This window comes from Deltaproteobacteria bacterium (assembly GCA_003696105.1).
Lineage (GTDB): Bacteria > Myxococcota_A > Polyangia > Haliangiales > J016 > J016.
This window is the reverse complement of record RFGE01000265.1, coordinates 1-16977: the sequence shown is the minus strand read 5'-3', so window position 1 is coordinate 16977 and position 16977 is coordinate 1. Positions and strand designations below refer to the sequence as shown.

Sequence of the window (16977 nt, the reverse complement as noted above, 5' to 3'; positions counted from 1 at the left end):
GTCGCCGCGCAAGGTCGTCGTCCGCATCGCGGAGGGCGCCGTCAGCGGTCGGCTGGCGTGGGAAACCCACGATCGCCGCATGGAGAGCCGGTTTGCGTTTACGGTGCTCCAGCCGCCAACCATCGCGCGGATTACGCCCTCGTCGGGACCGCCCGGGACGCGCATCACGATCGAAGGCGATCGGTTCACGAACGACACGCAGGTGCTGTTCGGCAATCGGTCGATCCCCGTGGTCGAACGCGCGTTGCCGAAGCGCCTCGTGGCCGAGATCCCGGCGAACGCGCGCGGAACGGCGGATGTCTGGGTGATCAACGGCGGCGGTCGCGCGCGCGCCGGTCAGCGGTTCCAGGTCGTTGTCCCTGCATCGATTTCGGGGTTCTCGCCGGAGTCGGGCAGGCCCGGCGTCGAGGTCACCCTCTCGGGCGAGAACTTCACGCGCGCCACGCGGGTGCGCCTCGGCCCACGGTGGCTCGACATCGTTCGGTGGACTCCGCGGTCGCTGACCGTGCGCATCCCCGGCGACGCACCGGCCGGGACCGACTACCTGTGGATCGTCGACGGCGCGACCGAGGCGCGCTCCGCCAAGCCGTTCCAGGTGCTCGGCACTCCCGAGATCACGCGGGTGGCGCCGGCGCGAGCGCGCCCCCGGCAACGCGTCGTCGTGCATGGCCGCAATTTCAGCCCGAGCGCGCGCGTGTACTTCGGCCGCTACGAGTGCCGCGTCCTGCGCGTCGATCCGCGTGGCACGTCGATCGAGTTCGCGCTGGCCGACGACGCGACGGGTAGGGGGTACATCTGGGTCGAGGACGGCGGCCGGCGGTTGCAGTCACCGAACCAGCTCGAAGTGATCGGCAGCGCGAACGACCGCCGAAAGCGGCGTCGCTGACCGTGCTGCGCACCGCGGCCCGCGCGACCGCCGGCGCGGGAGGGCGCAACCGCCGGCCGCGGCGCGAGCGCCCCCCGGCCGCGGACGGCGCGACCGCCGGCCCCGCGGCGCATGCGACCGCCGACGCGGGCCGCGGACGGCGCCCCCGCGCCGGCGGCTACCTCGCCGCCGCCAGCAGCGCGTCGACCACGCCCGCCGTGAGAACGACCACGGCCGCGACGACGGCCGCGATCCGCGCGCGGGCGGACACGATGTCCGGCACGACGACCTCGCGGCGCAAGCGCGCGCCCCGGCGTTCCGGCCCTACCGGTGCGGACACGTCGCCCTCCACGATGCGTACGCGGGCGCATCCGTCGCCGCGTGCGGATCGACCGCGCGCCGCTGCGCAGCCATGGCCGCGCGCTGGGCCGCGATGTCCGCCTCGACGCGTGCGCGCGCGGCGCGGCGCTGCGCTTCGCGCCACATCATCGCGTCGAGGCTGCCCGCAAGCAGCGCGACGAGGATGCTGAGGATGGCGACGCGCCGGTGAAACGCAAGCGCGTCGCTCCCCCTGGGCACGATGACCTCCCGCACCAGGCGGGGTCCAGCTATGTGGTCTCGTGGGCGCAGTTCGGCCATGTTTTGATATTAGCACCGTCGGCGCGACTCGCGCACGGGATCGCGATCACGCGGGGCACGTTTTCCGCGCGCGACCGCGCGCGCAGCGACGCCGCCGCACGCAGGCTCGCCGCGCAGCCCCGCGCGCCAGCGGACAGGGAGCCACCTGGTCAAGATGCGAATCGTGCCGGCGCGGCCCCGTGCGCGCCGCCCGACAGCGGCCACACGCGGCCGAGCACGCCGGCTCGCCGCGCCCTCAGATCCCGCACAGTGGGTCGTTCGGGTCGCAATTGCGCTCGATCGTGTCCTTCTTCTCCGGCCGCGGCTTGCCGGTTCCGCGACCGCCGCGCTTGCCCTTGTTGCGCAGGGCGTCGAGCCGCTGTTTCGCCGCCGCTTGCTTCCGGCGGATCGCCTCGCGCTCGGCGTCGGTCTGCGCGGACGCCAGCGCCTTCGACAGGTCGTCGAGTTCCTGCTGGACCTGGGAGATCTCGGCTTCGAGCTTCGCCTTCTCCTCGGCCAGCCGCCGCTTTTCCGCCTCGACCTGCGCCAGTCGCTCCGCGGCGCGCTGCTTTTCGACCTCGTGTTCGGCGCTCTTCTTCCAGGCGTACAGGCCGAGCCCGCCGACCGACACGACCAGCACGGCGGCGATCGCGATCAGCGCCTTGGGCTTGGCGCGCATCGCGGCCGCCTTCTTGATCTCCATCTCCTGCTGCAGGCGCTGCCGCTCCAGCTCGGCCTGCGCCTCGATCCGCGCGCGGCGCTCGGCCTCCTCGAGCCGCAAACGCTCCTCGCGCTCGGCGCGCTCGCGCTCCTCCTGTTCGCGGCGCCGCCGCTCCTCCTCCTCGCGGCGCCGCCGCTCCTCCTCCTCGCGCGCGCGGCGCTCGGCCTCCATCTGAGCGCGAATCCGCTCCTCCTCCGCGCGCCGGCGAGCCTCCTCTTCCTCGGTGATCCGTTCCTCTTCGATCTGCTGCAACTCGCGCAGAGAAAACAGGACGGAGTTTTCGCGCTTCTCGGCCATACGTCGCTATCTCCGGGGCGTCGAGCGGCGCGCCGTGCGCCGGACCCTGTGAAAACACACTATTAACACGTCATTATGAACGTGATCAACGCACGAGGCCAGGTGCGAATGCATCGCCGGCCAACCTACATGTAGGACGGCGGCCCGACAGTTGCCCGCACGGCGGTCGCTGGGGTAACAAACCGGGCGGCCTCCGCGCCGCCCAAGGGGCGCCCCCCGGCGCCGCGCACGCCGCGCTCGCCGCTCGCCATCCATCCCGTGGGGTTCATCGACTTACACAGTCACGTGCTGCCGGGCATCGACGACGGAGCCCCGGACGCCGCCACCGGCCTCGACATGCTGCGGGGACTCGCGGCGATCGGCTTCGAGCGCGTGTGCGCGACCCCGCACCAGAAGGCGGGCCAGTTCTTGCCGACGGCGGACGACATCGCCGCGGCCGAGGCGGCGCTGCGGGCCGAAGGCGCCCTGCCCTGTGCGCTGACGGTCGCGGCCGAAAACATGTGGGACGACGTGTTCTACGAGCGCAGTGCGCGCGGCGCGGTCCCGGCGTACGGTGCCGGCCCGGCGTTCCTCGTCGAGCTGCCGGTGACCCACGTGCCTCCCGGACTCCTCGACCGGCTGTTCGCATTCCGGGTCGCCGGGCGGCTGCCGGTACTCGCCCATCCCGAGCGCTACCCGGCGCTGTGCGCCGACGACGCCGCGCTCGACCGGCTGCGCCAGACGTGCGCACTGGTCGTCGACCTCGGCGCGGTCGCGGGCTACCACGGCCGGCGGCCGGGCAAGCTCGCCCGCCGGCTGGTGGCCGACGGCATCGCGCACGCGGTCGCGTCCGACGCGCACACGCCGACGGACGTGCGCTCGGCCGCCGAGGGCATCGCGTGGATCCGCAAAAAATGCGGTGACGCGGCGGTCGACCGCTTGCTCGCCGACCACCCGCGCCGCATCCTCGCCGGGGAGCTGCCCGACGCATGAAGTTCGCCATCAATCTCGCCCTGTCGCTGGCGATGCTGGCCGCGTGCCTGTGGTTCGTATGGCCCAACGCAGACCAGGCCGCACAGCTCCGAGCGGCGTTTCACGCGCTCGACATCGCCGCGTTCGCCCCGTATCTGGCCGGCTATATCGCGCTGCTGGCATGCGTCCACTTCGCGCGCGCGTGGCGGTGGACGTATCTGCTCGAGCCGATCGGCGTGCGCCTGCCGGCAAGCCGCTTGCTCGCCGTCTCCACCGTCGGGTTCATGGCCGTCCTCGCGCTGCCCGCTCGTCTGGGCGAGTTCGTCCGCCCGGCGCTGATCCGCGACCGCGGCAAGGTGTCGGGCGCCCGCGCGCTCGGCACGATCGCGGTCGAGCGCATCGCCGACGGGCTGATGGTGTCGCTGCTGGTGTTCGCCCTGCTGTACGCCCGGCGCGGTCCGGACGCGCCGAGCTGGATGATGCCGGTGGCGTACACGTCGCTCGGCGTGTTCGCGGCGGCGATGACGTTCCTGGTATTCGCGCTGCGCAACCCGGAGCGGACCGTGCGGTTCGCCACCCGCGCATCGCTGTTGCGGGCGCTGTCGCCCCGGATCGCCGACGCCGTCGAGGCGGGGCTGTTGCGGCTCATCAGCGGGTTCCTGGTGCTCGACGATCGGCGCAACCTCGCCGCGTTTGCCGCGTGGACCGCCGCGTACTGGGGGGCCAACGGGCTGAGCGTGTTCGTGCTCGCCCGCGGATTCGGGCTCGACCTGTCGGTGGCGGGCGCGTTCGCGACGATGGGACTGATCGCGGTCGGCATCATCTTGCCGAACGCCCCCGGGCTGGTCGGGCAGTTCCACGCGTTCACGAAGATCGGCCTGTCGCTGTATCTGCCCTCGTCCGTAATCGACGGGGCCGGCATGGCGTTCGCGATCGTGCTGCACGGCCTGCAGGTCATCTGGTACGTCGGCGCCGGCGCGCTCGCCCTGGCGAGCCCGTACGTGTCGTTTCACGAGGTGTTCGAGAAAACAAAGGAGGCCGTATGAACCGGGCGCTGCAGCCGGCTTCATGCGCGGTCGCCGTCGCGGTGATCGCGGTGATCGGGACCACTGGAATTGCCGCGGCCAAGACGGCCCGAACGGTGAGCTACCCGTACGAGCAGGTCTTTCCCGCGGCGGTGCGGTTTTTGCGCATCGACGAGGGCATGAAGATCGTGGAGCGAGACGCCGAGGCGGGCTACATCCTGTTCGAGCTGGCCGAAGACGGGCACACCTACCGGGGCTCGTGGGAGGTGGCGCGAGTGCGCGATTCGGAGGGGCGCCGCGCCTCGCGGCTGATCGTCCGGCTCGAGGACCGGCCGGACTACATGGAACAGGGTCTCCTGGACCGTTTCGGGGTAAAATTACGCGAGGAACTCGGTGAGCCCGCGGATCCCCCTCGCAAGGAGCGCAACGATCGTCCGACGCAGCCCGGCAAGAAGCGCGCCCCGCGCACGCCGTAACGCGACCGCCACAGTCGCGCTCTGCGCCGTCGCCGCGTGCTCGTTCGACCCGCGCGGCGCCGCCGGCGACGCCGGCACGCCACCCGACGCGCAGGCCGATGCGGCGCGGGCCGACGCGGCGCCCGACTGCCCGGCCGCGCTGCTCGCGCGCATCTCCGTCGACGGCCAGATGCCCGTCCCTGGCGCGTCCGACCCGGTGGTTCACATCCGCCTGGGCGACAGCGTGCGCCTGAGCGCCGCCGGCTCGTGCGTCCAGACGCCGCCGATCGCGTACCGCTGGCAGATCGGTCCGCTCGACGCGACCACGAACACGCTGGTGCCGAGCCTGCAAGCGCGCGACGTCGACCTCGTCGGCCGCGTGCCGGGCCGCGCCTACGTCGCGCAGCTCACCGTCACGGACGGCGCGGGCAACGAGGCGCACGCGAACGCGCTCGCGTTCGACGTGCACGGGTGGCAGAAGGTCGACGGCCTGCCGGGCGGTCAGGCCATCGACGATTTGTCGTTCGGCGGCGGCGCGCTGTGGATCGCGTCGCGCGAAGGCGCCTTCCGCTTCGACCCGGCCGCCGGCACGTTCACCAACCTCGCGAGCGCGTGGACGTTCACCGGCCCCGACACCTTCGACCGCGACATCGGCAGCGTATGGTACGACCCGGACGCTGCGGTCGTGTGGCTCGCCGCGCGCGGCAACGCGGCCGGCTTGTGGCGCGGCGATCCGGCGGCACAGACGCTGTCGTTCGTGCGCTACGACGCGGCCGACGCCCTCGGCGCTTCGACCACGGTCAACGACATCGCGCCGGCGTTTCCCGGCGTACGGATCGCCACGAACCTGGGCGTGACCACCGCGCCGGACGGCGCGACGTTCGCGGGGGCGATCGCGCCGCCGCCGACCGTGGTCGAAGCGATCGGCGCCGCCCCGGGCACGACGTGGCTCGGCGGCATCCACCTGTGGGCGCTCGACCGGGCGGGCGTCGACCTCGATCCGTTCGGCGTGTCGGCCGGCGGCGACAGCAAGATTCGCGACATCGCGATCGCCGACGACGGCCCGATGTGGCTGGCGAGCGACGCCCTCGGCGCCGCGGTGGCCGACGCGGCGACCGGCGAAGTGACCGCGCGCTACACCATGGCGGATGGGCTGCCGTCGGACAACGTGCGGGCGGTCGCGGTCGACGGACGGCACGCGTGGCTCGCGACCAAGTCCGGCGCCGCGCGGTTCAACGCCGACCGCGGCCAGTGGATCGCGATGGGCGCGCAGAGCGGCCTGGAGGACCGGACCGATCTCAAGTCGATCGTCGTCGATCCGGCGACCGGCGACGTCTACGCCGGCTCGGGCAAGGGCCTGGTGTACATTCGGCGACCATGACTCCGGCCACGCCCGTCATCGACCTGCGCTCGGACACGGTCACGCGCCCCAGCCCCGCCATGCGCCGGGCGATGGCCGAGGCGGAGGTGGGCGACGACGTGCTGGGCGACGACCCGACGGTGCGTCGCCTACAGGACCGCGTCGCCGACTTGCTCGGCACCGAAGCCGCCCTGTTCGTTCCGAGCGGAACGATGGCGAACCAGATCGCGCTTCACGTCAACGCGCGCCCGGGCGACGACGTCCTGGTCGGCCGCAGCGCCCACACGTACACCTTCGAAGCCGGCGCAGGAGGCGCATTCGCGGGCGTCCAGTTCACCGTGCTCGACGGCGATGGCCGGTTTTCCGCCGCGCAGGTCGAGGCCGCATACAAACCGGACGACCACCACGCCCCGCCGACGTCACTGGTCGTGGTCGAGAATACGCACAACATGGGCGGCGGGCTGTGCTGGGACCGCGACGCGCTCGCCGGCGTACTCGCGGCGGCGCGACGCCTCGGTCTGCGCGCGCACCTCGACGGCGCGCGCCTGTGGAACGCCGCGGTCGCCCAAGGTGTGCCGGAGCGCGACCTCGCGGCCGGATTCGACACGGTGCAGGTCTGTTTGAGCAAGGGCCTCGGCGCGCCCGCCGGCTCGCTGATCTGCGGGCGGGCCGACGACATCCGACGCGCGCACCGACTTCGCAAAATGCTCGGCGGTGCGATGCGCCAGGTCGGGATTCTCGCGGCGGCCGGGCTGTTCGCGCTCGACCACAATCGCGCGCGCCTCGCCGACGATCACGCCAACGCGCGCCTGCTCGGCGAAGCGCTTGCCAACGCCGACGGCTTTTCCGTCGACGTCGACCGGATCCACACCAACATTGTGCTGGTGGACGTCGACGTGTCGCGCGGCACGGCGGCTGACGTCGCACGGCGCGCCGCACATCGCGGCGTGCTGGTCGTGCCGGTCGGGCCGCAGCGCCTGCGCCTGGTGACCCACTACGACGTCGACCGGGCCGCGTGCGCGCGCGCGGCCGAGCTGCTCGCGGCGGCATGATCCGAGCCGCCGTCGCGGTCGCCGCGGTCGTCGCATGCGCCCCGCCGCGCACGCCCGCACCGCTGGCGCGCGCCGAGCGGCTCGTCGAGATCGGGGCGTGGGATCGCGCGCTGGCGGCGTACGACGACGCGATCGCGGCGTGTCCTCCGCGCGCCGACCGCGACGCGGCGCGCGACCCGTGCGTCCAGGCGCTGCTCGGCCGGGCGGAGCTGCTCGACCGCATGGGACGCGGCGCGGACGCGGCCGACGCCTATGAGGCGATTCCCGCCGCCGTCGGCGGTGCGCCGGTGCCTACCGGCACCGCGCTGTACCGGGCCGGCGCGCTGCGCCTGCGCCTCGGCGACGACGCGCGCGCCTACGCCCTCTGGTGGCGGGCGATCGCGGAGGCGCCCGACACCACCGGCGCCGACGACGCGGTGCGCGCCCTGCTTCGCGACGGGCGCCGCCGCGATCCGCGCGCGCTGTACCGCGCGTTCGCCGCGCTTGCCGAGCGCCTTGCCGACACCGCGATCGCGGACAACCTGTTGTTTGCGCTGGCCGACCTTGCGCGCAACGAACTGGGCGAGCCGCGCACGGCCCTCGCCCTGTACGACGCGATCGCCGAGCGCTGGCCGAACGGGCCGCTGTTCGACGACGCCCTGTGGCACGGCGGCAAGCTGGCTCGCGCGCTCGGCGACCCGCGCGGTGCCGTGGCGCGGTGGCGAAAGCTGCTCGCGACCCGCGAGGTGGCCTGGTTCAACGGCTCCTACAACTCGGAATGGTTCGACGACGCGTGGCTGCAGATCGCGGTGACCCTACGCGACGACCTCGGCGACACGCGCGGCGCGCTGGCGGCCCTCGCCGCGCTCGACCGCGACTACCCGGCGTCAGTCCTGCGCGACGACGCCGCGTTCGAGCGCGCGGCCACCTACGCCGCGGCCGGCGACGCGGATCGCGCGTGCCGCGCGCTCGCGCGCCTGCGCGCCCGTTGGCCCGACTCCAAGTACGAACTGGAGCGTGCGCCCGCCCTGCGCGCACGCCTCGCCTGTCGGTTATAGTCGCGGCACGCCGATGATCCGGATCGAGGGCGTGCGCATCGCGTTCGGGCGAACGCCGCTTCTGGACGGCGTCGACCTCGCCATCCCGCGCGGCGCGCGGTTCGGCATCATCGGACCGGCCGCGTGCGGCAAGACGGTGCTGCTCAAGCTGATCTGCGGCCTGCTGCGGCCCGACGCCGGCCGGATCGTCGTCGGCGGCGATGAGGTGACCGCGCTTTCCGAGCCCGAGCTGATGCGCGTGCGCCAACGGATCGGCATGTTGTTTCAGAACTACGCCCTGTTCGACTTCATGACCGTCGAGCAAAATGTTGCGTTTCCGCTCGTGCGACGGGGCGATCTGCCGCCCGACGCGATTGCGACGCGCGTTCGCGAGCGCCTGCGCGCCGTCGGGCTCGCCGGCTCCGAGGGAAAGTTCCCGGCCGAGCTGTCCGGTGGCATGAAAAAGCGCGCCGGCATCGCGCGCGCGACCGTCGCACGCTGCGACCTCGTACTGTACGATGAGCCGACCGCCGGGCTCGACCCGGTCACGACCTCCAAGATCTACGACCTGCTGCGCGCCGACCATGCGGAAACCGGCGCAACGGTCGTCGCCGTGTCGTCGGACGTGGCCGCGCTGTGTCGCTTCACCGACCAGGTCGCCATGATCTACGACGGCGCGGTTCGCTACTGCGGGCCGTCGACTGCGATCGCCGACGCCGCCGATCCGGTCGTCCGCCAGTTCGTGCGCGGCGAACTCGAGGGCCCGCTGTGACATCCGCAGCGCGCGCCCTCGCCGGTATCGGCGCCGGCGCGATCGCGACCGCCCGCGAAGTCGGCGGCATCGCGCTGCTGCTCGCTCACGTTTTCCGCGCGCTGCTGCCCCCGTCGATGGACGGCCGCGAACTCGTTCGCAACCTGTACAAAATGGGCAACCGCTCGGTACCGATCGTCGTGCTCACCGCGTTTTTCACCGGCGGTATCATGGTCATCCAGTCGGGGCTGTTCGTGCGCCGGTTCAACGCGACCGGAATTGTCGGCTGGGGCACCGGCTACGCCGTATTTCGCGAAATCGGCCCGATCTTGATCGCGCTGATGTTCTCGGGACGAGTCGGCGCCAACAACACGGCCGAACTCGGGACGATGACCGTGACCGAGCAGCTCGACGGGCTGCGCGCGCTCGCCATCGACCCGGTGCGCTACCTACTCGTGCCGCGCGTCGTCGCCATGATCGTGTGCCTGTTTCTGCTCACGGCGATCGGCGATTTGGTTGCGATCGTCGGCGGCATGGCGTTCGCAAAACTGCTGCTCGGAATCGAAGTATCGACGTTCTACTACAGCCTCGTGGACAACCTGAAGGTCGCCGACCTGGTTCACGGCCTGGTGAAGGCGCTCGCGTTCGGCGGCGCGATCGCGCTGTCGAGTTGCCACTTCGGCGTCACGGTGCGCGGCGGCGCCGTCGGCGTCGGCCGCGCGGTCAACGCCGCCGTCGTCGCCGCGGCCGTTTGCATCATGCTGCTCGACTTCTTTCTGACCTACCTTACCGGATGACCGTTCGCGGCCACATCGAACGTCTCGGCGGCGCGGCAATCGACGGGGCGCGCGCCGCGGCCGATCTGTACGCGACGCTCGCGGCGACGCTGCGCGGCGCACTGCGCCCCCGCGCCGGCGGGCGGCGCCCGCCTGGCGAGGTGGTCCACCAGATGTACGAGATCGGCAACCGCTCGCTCCTGTTCATCGCGGTGACGCTCGGCTTCATCGGCATGGTCATGATCTACCAGAGCTGCCTGCAGCTCAGCCGCATCACCGGCGACCTGTCCCGCGTCGGCAGCGAGTTCGCGAAGATCGCGACCCACGACTTCGGGCCCACCCTCACGGCGATGATGGTCGCCACGCGCGTCGGGGCCGGCATCGCGGCGGAGGTCGGCTCGATGAAGGTCACCGAACAGATCGATGCGCTGCGGATGTGCGGCGTCTCCCCGATCGATTACCTCATCGTGCCGCGAGCGCTGGCATCCGTCATCATGACGTTCGTACTGTCGGTCATCGGCGGCGCGATCCTGTACGCGGCCGGAGGAGTCACCGCGCACCTGTCGTTCGGCGTCAACTACCGCACGTTTTTCGACGCCGGCCAGATCGAGGCGATCGACGTCGCGATCGGAACATCCAAATGCCTGACCTACGGCCTCGCGATCCCGGTCGTATCGGGATACTGCGGCCTGCGCGCGCGCGGCTCCTCGGAGGGCGTCGGCTGGGCGACGACGGCGGCGGTCATCGGCAGTTCGCTTGCCGTCATCATCCTCGACTTTTTGCTGTCGGGTGTCGGCCTCACCCTGCGGAGATGACGTGTCGCGCCCGCTCATCGAATTCCGCGGCGTGTGCAAGTCGTTCGGCGACAAGCCGGTGCTGCGCGGCGTCGACCTCGCCATCAACCGTGGCGAGGTGTTCTTCCTTATCGGCACCTCCGGTGTCGGCAAATCGGTTGCGATCAAACACATCGTCGGTTTGCTTCGCGTCGACGCCGGCGAGATCTGGTACGCCGGCCAGCGGATCGACAATCTGAGCGAGCGCGCGTTCTATCCGATTCGCAAGCGGGTCGGCATGGTGTTTCAGAATGCGACGTTGTTCGACTCGATGACGCTGCAAGAAAACGTCGCCCTGCCGCTTCGCAAGCACCATCGGATGCGCCATGCCGTTGCGATGGAGCGGGCGCTCGAGCGGCTCGATCAGGTCCACATGGCCGAGTTCGCCGACCGCTACCCCACCGAACTCAGTGACGGCATGCGCAAGCGCGCGGCGATCGCCCGCACCCTGACGCTCGATCCGGAGGCGGTGCTATTCGACGAGCCGACCACGGGTCTCGACCCCGTGAGTGCTCGCCGCATCGACGCGCTCGTTCGCGAACTGTCGGACCGGCTCGGCGTGACGTGCGTGGTCGTGTCGCACGATCTCGTGTCGATCCGGTCGATCGCGGACCGGATCGCGTTTCTGTACCAGGGGCGCATCCACGCGTGCGGGCCGCGGGCCGCGTTCACCGAGCCGGCCGATCCGATCGTCGCGCAGTTTTTGGCCGGTCGATCCGACGGGCCAATGGACACGCCGGGCTTCTGATGCCGGCCGGCGGCCGTTCGGGCCGCAGTCTGCTACGATGCGCCCACGGCATGCGCGAAGGGAAGCTCGAATTCCGAGTCGGCCTGCTGATCGTCGGCGCCCTCGCCGTGCTTGCCGCGCTGGTGTTGGCGCTAGGCAACTTCTCCTTCGCGTCCGGCTACACGCTGTTCGTCGACTACGACTTCAGCGGCAACATCCAGCCCGGAGCGCCCGTCAAGGTCTCCGGCATCGAAGTCGGCAAGGTCGACGACGTCGAGTTCTTGGGCGGCAAGCTCGACGAGCGGACCGGCAGGCGCGTGCAGGTGAGGCTTCACGTGTGGCTGGAAGACCGCGTCCGCGATGCGATCCACGACGACGCCGAGTTCTTCATCAACACGTCCGGCGTGCTCGGCGAGCAGTACCTGGAGATCGTGCCCGGCAGTCCCGAACGTCCCCGACTCGAGCCGGGGACGATCGTGCGCGGGGTCGACCCGCCGCGGACCGACCTGATCGTCGCGCGCCTGTACGAGGTGCTCGACTCGGTGTCGTCGCTGCTGCGCGACGACAAAGACCTCATCCGCGACCTGCTGGCGAACAGCGCCAGCGCGGTTGGCGAACTCAATCAACTGCTGGTCGACAACCGCGAGGCGCTCGGCAAGCTGATCGTCGCCGCCGAGGCCCTGGCGACCGAAACCACCGCCACTTTGCGCGACGTGCGCACCGGCATCGGCGATCCCCGGATCATCGGCCGGACGGTGCGCGACGCCGACGCGCTAATGGTGTCCGCGCGCCAGACGATCGACGACCTCGGCCCCAAAGCCGGCGCGTTCGTCGCCGATGCCACTCGCCTGACCTCGCTGGTGACGGAGGCGCGCGTCGAGCGGGCGCTCGCCGTCGCCGATGGCGCCGTCTCCCTCACGGGCAAGGCGGGCCGCCTGGTAGACGGAGCCGCCGCGGTCGTCGACGCGCTGCGCGCAGGCAAGGGGACGGCCGGCGCTCTGCTCGTGCGCGAAGAAGTCTACGCCGACCTGCGCGAGATGATCCGCGACCTGCGGCGGAATCCCTGGAAGTTCTTCTGGAAGGAATGACCGGCGACGAACGGCGGGCGGTGCGGGTCGGCGCGGCGGTGCTGGTGGCGATCGCGGTGGCGATCGCGTGGGTCCTGTTGTCGGACGACCTGCGGCTGCGGCGCACCGTGCGCGTCTCGGTGGTGCTGTCGCACGTCGGCGGCCTGCGCGCCGGCGCCGCGGTGCAGGTCGCCGGCGCACAGATCGGCGACGTCGAGCGCATCGCGATGCGCGGTCAGGCGGTCGTCGCACACGTCCGTATCGAGCGCCGGTATGCGGGTCGTTGCCCGATCAACGGAGAGTGGTTCGTCGGCTCGAAGGGCGTGTTCGGGGAGCGCTACCTCGAAGTTGGGCCGCCGGCGCGCGGGGCCGCCCCCGGGCGCCCGGTGCGCGATGGCGACGTCGTGCACGCAGTCGATCCGCCGCAGTTCGACCGACTCGCCGCGGTCAGCGCCGGCAACCTGGCCGCGGCGCGCGCGCTGGCCCGCGACGTCGCGCCCGAGTGGGCGCAACTGACCGCCGCACTCGCGGATGCGGAGCGCACCTGGTCGACCGTGCGGCCCGAACCGGCCGACGCGCTGCGCGCGGTGTCGGCCGGCGGCGGGCTGTTCGCCGAACTGGGCGCGTCACGACAATTTTGGTCGGACGCCGGCGCGTCCGCCGGCGACCTCGAGGCCGTCGCCGGTCGAGCCCGTGTCGCGATGGCCGCGGCGCGCGCACGGATCGCCGCGCTTCGCGAGCAGATGGACGCACTGGCCGACGGCGCGGCCCGCGCGCGCACCCGCGTCGCCCCGGCGCGCTGGGCCGCGTTCGACCGCGCCTACCGCGATGCGCGCGCCGTGGCGACGCGCGCCGAGGCGACGCTCGCGCGCGCGGAGCAGCTCGCCGCGTTCGTCGCATCGGGCCAGGGCACGCTCGGCGGTCTGCTGGCCGACCACGAGCTGCGCGACGTCGCCAAGCAGCTTCAGCGCATCATCAAGCGGCAGACGTGGGAGGTCGTCGGCCACCCCGACATGCAACGGCGCCCATAGCCGCGGCCGGCGCAACGACCTCCGTCACGCGTCGGGGGCGGCGGCGTCCGCTGCGGCCGGAGCGTCCGGCGCCGCGGCGTCCGGGGCGCCCGGCGCATCCGGCGCGGCGGCGTCCGGGGCGCCTGGCGCGTCCGGCGCGGGCGCGGCGTCCGGGGCGCCCGGCGGCGCGTCCGGCGCGGGCGCGGCGTCCGGGGTGCCCGGCGGCGCGTCCGGCGCGGGCGCCGCCGCGTCCGGCAGCGTCTGATTCGGCCGGCACACCGGCGGGCTCGCCCCGAAGTCACACGTCAACCCCGCGGCGCACTCCGACGAGGCCACGCACTCCTCCCCCTCGGCCTTGAGCGAGTCGCCGCTGCACGCGACGGCCCACATCACCAACGAAGCCAACGCGAGTCTCACGCGCCGATCTTACCCCGGATCGCCGACACGCGGCACGCAGCCTTACGCTGGCCGCCGGGGTGGGCGCGACGCGACGGAGCCCGGCCGCAGTCGAGCGCGGGCGCCCCCGCGCACGAGCCGGCATCCGACCGCGGGGTCAACTGCGTCATACGATGGTCGCGACGACCGATCCCGCGTCGACCGTTTGCCCTTCGGTGACCGAAATCGCCGCGATCTTGCCGTTTGCCGGCGCCTCGACCGGAACCTCCATCTTCATCGACTCGAGGATGATCACCGCGTCGCCGGCGCGCACCGCGTCGCCCGAGCGCTTCTCGATGCGCCATACCGTGCCCGCGATGTGGGCGCGCACCTCGATCGCCACGGTCCAGCCGTCCGCCTACTCGGCGAGGATGCCGGGCAACGTGGCGGGCACGGTCTCGAAGTTCAGCTCCACCGAGATGCCGTCGACGAACCGAAGGTTGCCGTCGCCGTCGACCGCCTCGGTGCAGTTCTTGATGACCTCGCCCGACGGGCCGATTTCGTCGCGCACCACCGTGCCGTCGCCGTCGACGCAGATGTCGACCTTGCTCACCTCGTCGAGCGGGTCGGAGTCGCAGAAGGCCTCCAGGCCGTCCCGGTCGACGTCCACGTCCGGCGTTTGGCAGCTCATCACGACGCCGTCGACCTCGACTTCGACCTTGGGCAGGCCGAGCAGCGTGCCGAGCAGGTTCGCAAACGTGGCGTCCAGCAACGTGTCGTCCGGCTTCAGTCCGATCTGTTCCACTTCGAGACCGGTCACTTTGTCGGCCGTATTCGCGTCGATCACGCCGCCGAGCCGGCCGTTGGTCAATCCGATGCCGGCGCGGAGCATGACGATGTCCGCCTCGATCGTCGCGCCGGTGATGCGCAGATCGAGGTTCAGATCGTCGGTCACCGGAATCCCGACCGAGAACAGCGACGGTCCGGCGAACAGCTGATTGGACGCCGTGACCTCGGCGGCCTCGAAGCGGATCACCGGCGTCATCGTGCCCTCCTCGAACGACAGCGGGTCGAGGTAAATCGCATCCGGCGGATCGGCGTCGTCGTACGGCGTGCATACCGGCTTGCCGTCATCGCCCACCGCGTAGTCGGCGTTGCCGTCGCAGTCGTTGTCGAGCCCGTCTCCGCAGATCTCTTCGCGACCGGTCACGTCCGCGTTCATGTCGTTGCAATCGCCGTCGGCGATCGTGACGCCGTCGCCGTCCATGTCGTCGGTATTGTCCGACGGTCGGGTCACGGTCATCTCGCCGGCATCGGTCGTGACGACCTCGTCGACCTCGTCGGCCAACCCGTCGCAGTCGTCGTCGATGTAGTTGCCGGGCACCTCGGCGGCGCCTTTGTGCGCGTCCGGGTTCGTGTCGTCGCAGTCGCCCTTGTCGTCCGCGGTCATGTCTCCGTCGCCGTCGTTGTCGAACGAATACTGGCCCAGATACATCGCGAACTTCACACACTCGTCCGCCGTCGCGGCCGGGAAGTCAAAAAACTCCATCGGGATGATGATGCTGAAGCTGTCGAACGAATCCTGGATCGCGCCGCGCGCGAGGGAACCGACCGCGCTCAGCTTGTTGTCCGGCTCACCGTCGCCGTCGAGGTCGAAGCCGTCGTCCGACGAGCCGATCTCCAGAAACGAGATCACCATCGGGTGGGTGCCCTCGAGCGGCACGATCGGCGTCGTACTGCACGGCTCCTTTTCAGGAAACAGCGGCTCCGGTTTTCCGTCGCCTCCACAGGCGATCAGACTGATGGCAGCGGCTCCGACGAGCCAACGGCGCAGGCACCCCATAGCAACCTCCCGAGCGGGCAAAGACAGCGTAAGCGGTCGCAGGATACGCGCCGGATTCGACGCCGGTCAAGGACGGGGTCGCCGGTGGACCGCCGCGAGCGCCCCCGGCCGGTGTACGCTCGCACGCGTGCCCGCCACCGTCCGCCGCGCCGCCGCCGCCCTCGTCACGGTGTTCGCCGCGGGGCAGCCGCGTGCGCTCGCGCACATCGGCCCCTCCCCGCAAGCCAACAACCGCTACGTCAAGCTGACGCTGCTGGGCGACCGCGTGCGACTGCTGTACACGGTCTACCTCGGCGACGCGCCCGGCCAACAGACCCGCCGCCGCATCGATCTCGACCGCAATGGTACGATCGACGCCGACGAACAGGCCGCGTTCGGCCGCGAACTCGCCGCGACGGTCGCCCGACACCTCGACGCGCGGGTCGACGGGCAGCGCACCGCGGTCGAGTTTGCGGACGTGAACGTCGGCATCGGCACGCCGTCGGCGGCCGCCGGGGCCTTCTCGGTCGATCTCGTCGCCTGGCTGTGCCTGCCGCCGGGCCGCACGCACGAACTCGTCCTGTGGGACCACTGGCGGCCGCCGTCGCCCGGCGAGAGCGAGCTGCGCGTGGAGCCGTCGCCGGGGATCGACGTCACGTACTCGGCCTTCGGCGCGGGCGAGCGCATCTCGCAGCTCCAGTTCCGCTGGCTTGAGACGCGCGACCCGCGGCCGCTGGACACGCTCGGGTTCCACCTCGCGTTCGCCGTCGGCGACGGTGCGCCGCGCCCCGACACGGCATGTGGCGCACCGGCAGTGCAGGCGACGGGCGTGCGGCCGCGACGGCGGTGGTGGACCATCGCCGTCGCCATCGCCGCGGCCGGGATCGCCATCGCCGCCGCAGCCCGCGCGTATCGCCGGCGAGGCTACCGGAACACGAACGGATAGTTGACGGTAATGCCTTTTTGAGACTTGCTGAACCGTGCGTTCTTGACCGCCGACGTCACGCACGATTTGAACGCACCGCTGCCCTTGTTGACCGACGCGGACTCGACCTTGCCGGAGGCGCCGACCTTGATCTTGACCGTCGCCGTGCCCTTGAAGTCGTGCCGATCGCCGCAGGAGATCACGCGCCCGCGAACGCTGCCGATTCCCTTCGTGATGTCGGTGCGGGACGGCCGCTCGGGCAGGTTCGGATCGACGCGGCTGCTGCCGCCCGAACTGCCGCCGGACCGACTCCCTCGGCTCTTCTTGCAGC

The 16977-nt window shown here is 71.6% G+C and carries 19 protein-coding genes and 1 pseudogene; 14 read left to right on the top strand and 6 right to left on the bottom strand.

What is annotated here, in order from left to right; all coding sequences use genetic code 11:
- Positions 1–886 (top strand): hypothetical protein (locus D6689_17100; GenBank protein ID RMH39287.1); only part of this gene is annotated, 886 nt, incomplete at its 5' end.
- 303 nt (positions 887–1189) lie between these two features.
- Here the strand turns inward: D6689_17100 and D6689_17095 are convergent.
- Together D6689_17095 and D6689_17090 are read right to left on the bottom strand one after the other, a co-directional pair.
- Entirely contained in the window at positions 1190–1459 is a 270-nt protein-coding gene (locus D6689_17095) for a hypothetical protein (GenBank protein RMH39286.1), read from the bottom strand.
- Between the two features lie 280 nt (positions 1460–1739).
- The gene (locus tag D6689_17090; GenBank protein RMH39285.1) at positions 1740–2501 is read right to left on the bottom strand and encodes a hypothetical protein; all 762 of its coding nucleotides are present in this window, start codon (positions 2499–2501) and stop codon (positions 1740–1742) included.
- 285 nt (positions 2502–2786) lie between these two features.
- Between D6689_17090 and D6689_17085 the strand changes: the two genes are divergently transcribed.
- The 12 genes from D6689_17085 to D6689_17030 are packed head-to-tail and all read left to right on the top strand — an operon-like array spanning position 2787 to position 13545.
- On the top strand, positions 2787–3473 hold the full coding sequence (locus tag D6689_17085) for a hypothetical protein (GenBank protein RMH39284.1): 687 nt from the start codon (positions 2787–2789) through the stop codon (positions 3471–3473).
- Complete coding sequence (locus tag D6689_17080; protein ID RMH39283.1) at positions 3470–4498, top strand: UPF0104 family protein; 1029 nt, start codon at positions 3470–3472, stop codon at positions 4496–4498. Before D6689_17085 ends, D6689_17080 begins: the two co-directional genes overlap by 4 nt.
- A complete protein-coding gene (locus D6689_17075; protein ID RMH39282.1) occupies positions 4495–4953 on the top strand; it encodes a hypothetical protein in 459 nt (152 codons plus the stop codon). Before D6689_17080 ends, D6689_17075 begins: the two co-directional genes overlap by 4 nt.
- Positions 4871–6313 (top strand): hypothetical protein, encoded by a 1443-nt coding sequence (locus D6689_17070; protein ID RMH39281.1) that lies wholly within the window; start codon positions 4871–4873, stop codon positions 6311–6313. The genes D6689_17075 and D6689_17070 overlap by 83 nt, the downstream gene beginning before the upstream one ends.
- Positions 6310–7344, top strand: a complete 1035-nt coding sequence (locus D6689_17065) for an aminotransferase class I/II-fold pyridoxal phosphate-dependent enzyme (protein RMH39280.1) — start codon at positions 6310–6312, stop codon at positions 7342–7344. The genes D6689_17070 and D6689_17065 overlap by 4 nt, the downstream gene beginning before the upstream one ends.
- Complete coding sequence (locus tag D6689_17060) at positions 7308–8381, top strand: hypothetical protein (GenBank protein ID RMH39279.1); 1074 nt, start codon at positions 7308–7310, stop codon at positions 8379–8381. The genes D6689_17065 and D6689_17060 overlap by 37 nt, the downstream gene beginning before the upstream one ends.
- 13 nt (positions 8382–8394) lie before the next feature.
- Positions 8395–9132, top strand: coding sequence for an ATP-binding cassette domain-containing protein (locus tag D6689_17055; protein RMH39278.1), 738 nt, complete (start codon positions 8395–8397; stop codon positions 9130–9132).
- Positions 9129–9908, top strand: coding sequence for an ABC transporter permease (locus D6689_17050; protein ID RMH39277.1), 780 nt, complete (start codon positions 9129–9131; stop codon positions 9906–9908). Before D6689_17055 ends, D6689_17050 begins: the two co-directional genes overlap by 4 nt.
- Positions 9905–10702, top strand: coding sequence for an ABC transporter permease (locus D6689_17045; protein ID RMH39276.1), 798 nt, complete (start codon positions 9905–9907; stop codon positions 10700–10702). Before D6689_17050 ends, D6689_17045 begins: the two co-directional genes overlap by 4 nt.
- Before the next feature lies 1 nt (position 10703).
- Entirely contained in the window at positions 10704–11468 is a 765-nt protein-coding gene (locus D6689_17040) for an ATP-binding cassette domain-containing protein (protein ID RMH39275.1), read from the top strand.
- Entirely contained in the window at positions 11468–12535 is a 1068-nt protein-coding gene (locus D6689_17035) for an MCE family protein (GenBank protein RMH39274.1), read from the top strand. Before D6689_17040 ends, D6689_17035 begins: the two co-directional genes overlap by 1 nt.
- Positions 12532–13545, top strand: a complete 1014-nt coding sequence (locus D6689_17030) for an MCE family protein (protein ID RMH39273.1) — start codon at positions 12532–12534, stop codon at positions 13543–13545. Before D6689_17035 ends, D6689_17030 begins: the two co-directional genes overlap by 4 nt.
- A gap of 51 nt (positions 13546–13596) precedes the next feature.
- On the opposite strand, the pseudogene D6689_17025 reads toward D6689_17030, so the two are convergent.
- The 3 genes and pseudogenes from D6689_17025 to D6689_17015 form a co-directional block, all read right to left on the bottom strand.
- Positions 13597–13773 (bottom strand): annotated as a pseudogene (locus D6689_17025) (resuscitation-promoting factor RpfA).
- A gap of 313 nt (positions 13774–14086) precedes the next feature.
- Positions 14087–14296 (bottom strand): acetyl-CoA carboxylase biotin carboxyl carrier protein subunit, encoded by a 210-nt coding sequence (locus D6689_17020; GenBank protein RMH39288.1) that lies wholly within the window; start codon positions 14294–14296, stop codon positions 14087–14089.
- Positions 14297–14317: 21 nt separating this feature from the next.
- On the bottom strand, positions 14318–15742 hold the full coding sequence (locus tag D6689_17015) for a hypothetical protein (GenBank protein ID RMH39272.1): 1425 nt from the start codon (positions 15740–15742) through the stop codon (positions 14318–14320).
- Positions 15743–15869: 127 nt separating this feature from the next.
- Here D6689_17015 and D6689_17010 point away from each other — a divergent pair, with 127 nt between their 5' ends.
- Entirely contained in the window at positions 15870–16667 is a 798-nt protein-coding gene (locus tag D6689_17010) for a hypothetical protein (GenBank protein RMH39271.1), read from the top strand.
- Here the strand turns inward: D6689_17010 and D6689_17005 are convergent.
- Positions 16646–16977 (bottom strand): TonB family protein (locus D6689_17005; GenBank protein RMH39270.1); only part of this gene is annotated, 332 nt, incomplete at its 5' end. The genes D6689_17010 and D6689_17005 overlap by 22 nt on opposite strands.

Excerpts from the sequence above, each read along its gene's own strand:
- D6689_17090 (RMH39285.1), bottom strand. The coding sequence starts at position 2,501 with ATGGCCGAGAAGCGCGAAAACTCCGTCCTGTTTTCTCTGCGCGAGTTG.
- D6689_17080 (RMH39283.1), top strand. The coding sequence starts at position 3,470 with ATGAAGTTCGCCATCAATCTCGCCCTGTCGCTGGCGATGCTGGCCGCG.
- D6689_17075 (RMH39282.1), top strand. The coding sequence starts at position 4,495 with ATGAACCGGGCGCTGCAGCCGGCTTCATGCGCGGTCGCCGTCGCGGTG.
- D6689_17065 (RMH39280.1), top strand. The coding sequence starts at position 6,310 with ATGACTCCGGCCACGCCCGTCATCGACCTGCGCTCGGACACGGTCACG.
- D6689_17055 (RMH39278.1), top strand. The coding sequence starts at position 8,395 with ATGATCCGGATCGAGGGCGTGCGCATCGCGTTCGGGCGAACGCCGCTT.
- D6689_17045 (RMH39276.1), top strand. The coding sequence starts at position 9,905 with ATGACCGTTCGCGGCCACATCGAACGTCTCGGCGGCGCGGCAATCGAC.
- D6689_17035 (RMH39274.1), top strand. The coding sequence starts at position 11,468 with ATGCCGGCCGGCGGCCGTTCGGGCCGCAGTCTGCTACGATGCGCCCAC.
- D6689_17030 (RMH39273.1), top strand. The coding sequence starts at position 12,532 with ATGACCGGCGACGAACGGCGGGCGGTGCGGGTCGGCGCGGCGGTGCTG.
- D6689_17015 (RMH39272.1), bottom strand. The coding sequence starts at position 15,742 with ATGGGGTGCCTGCGCCGTTGGCTCGTCGGAGCCGCTGCCATCAGTCTG.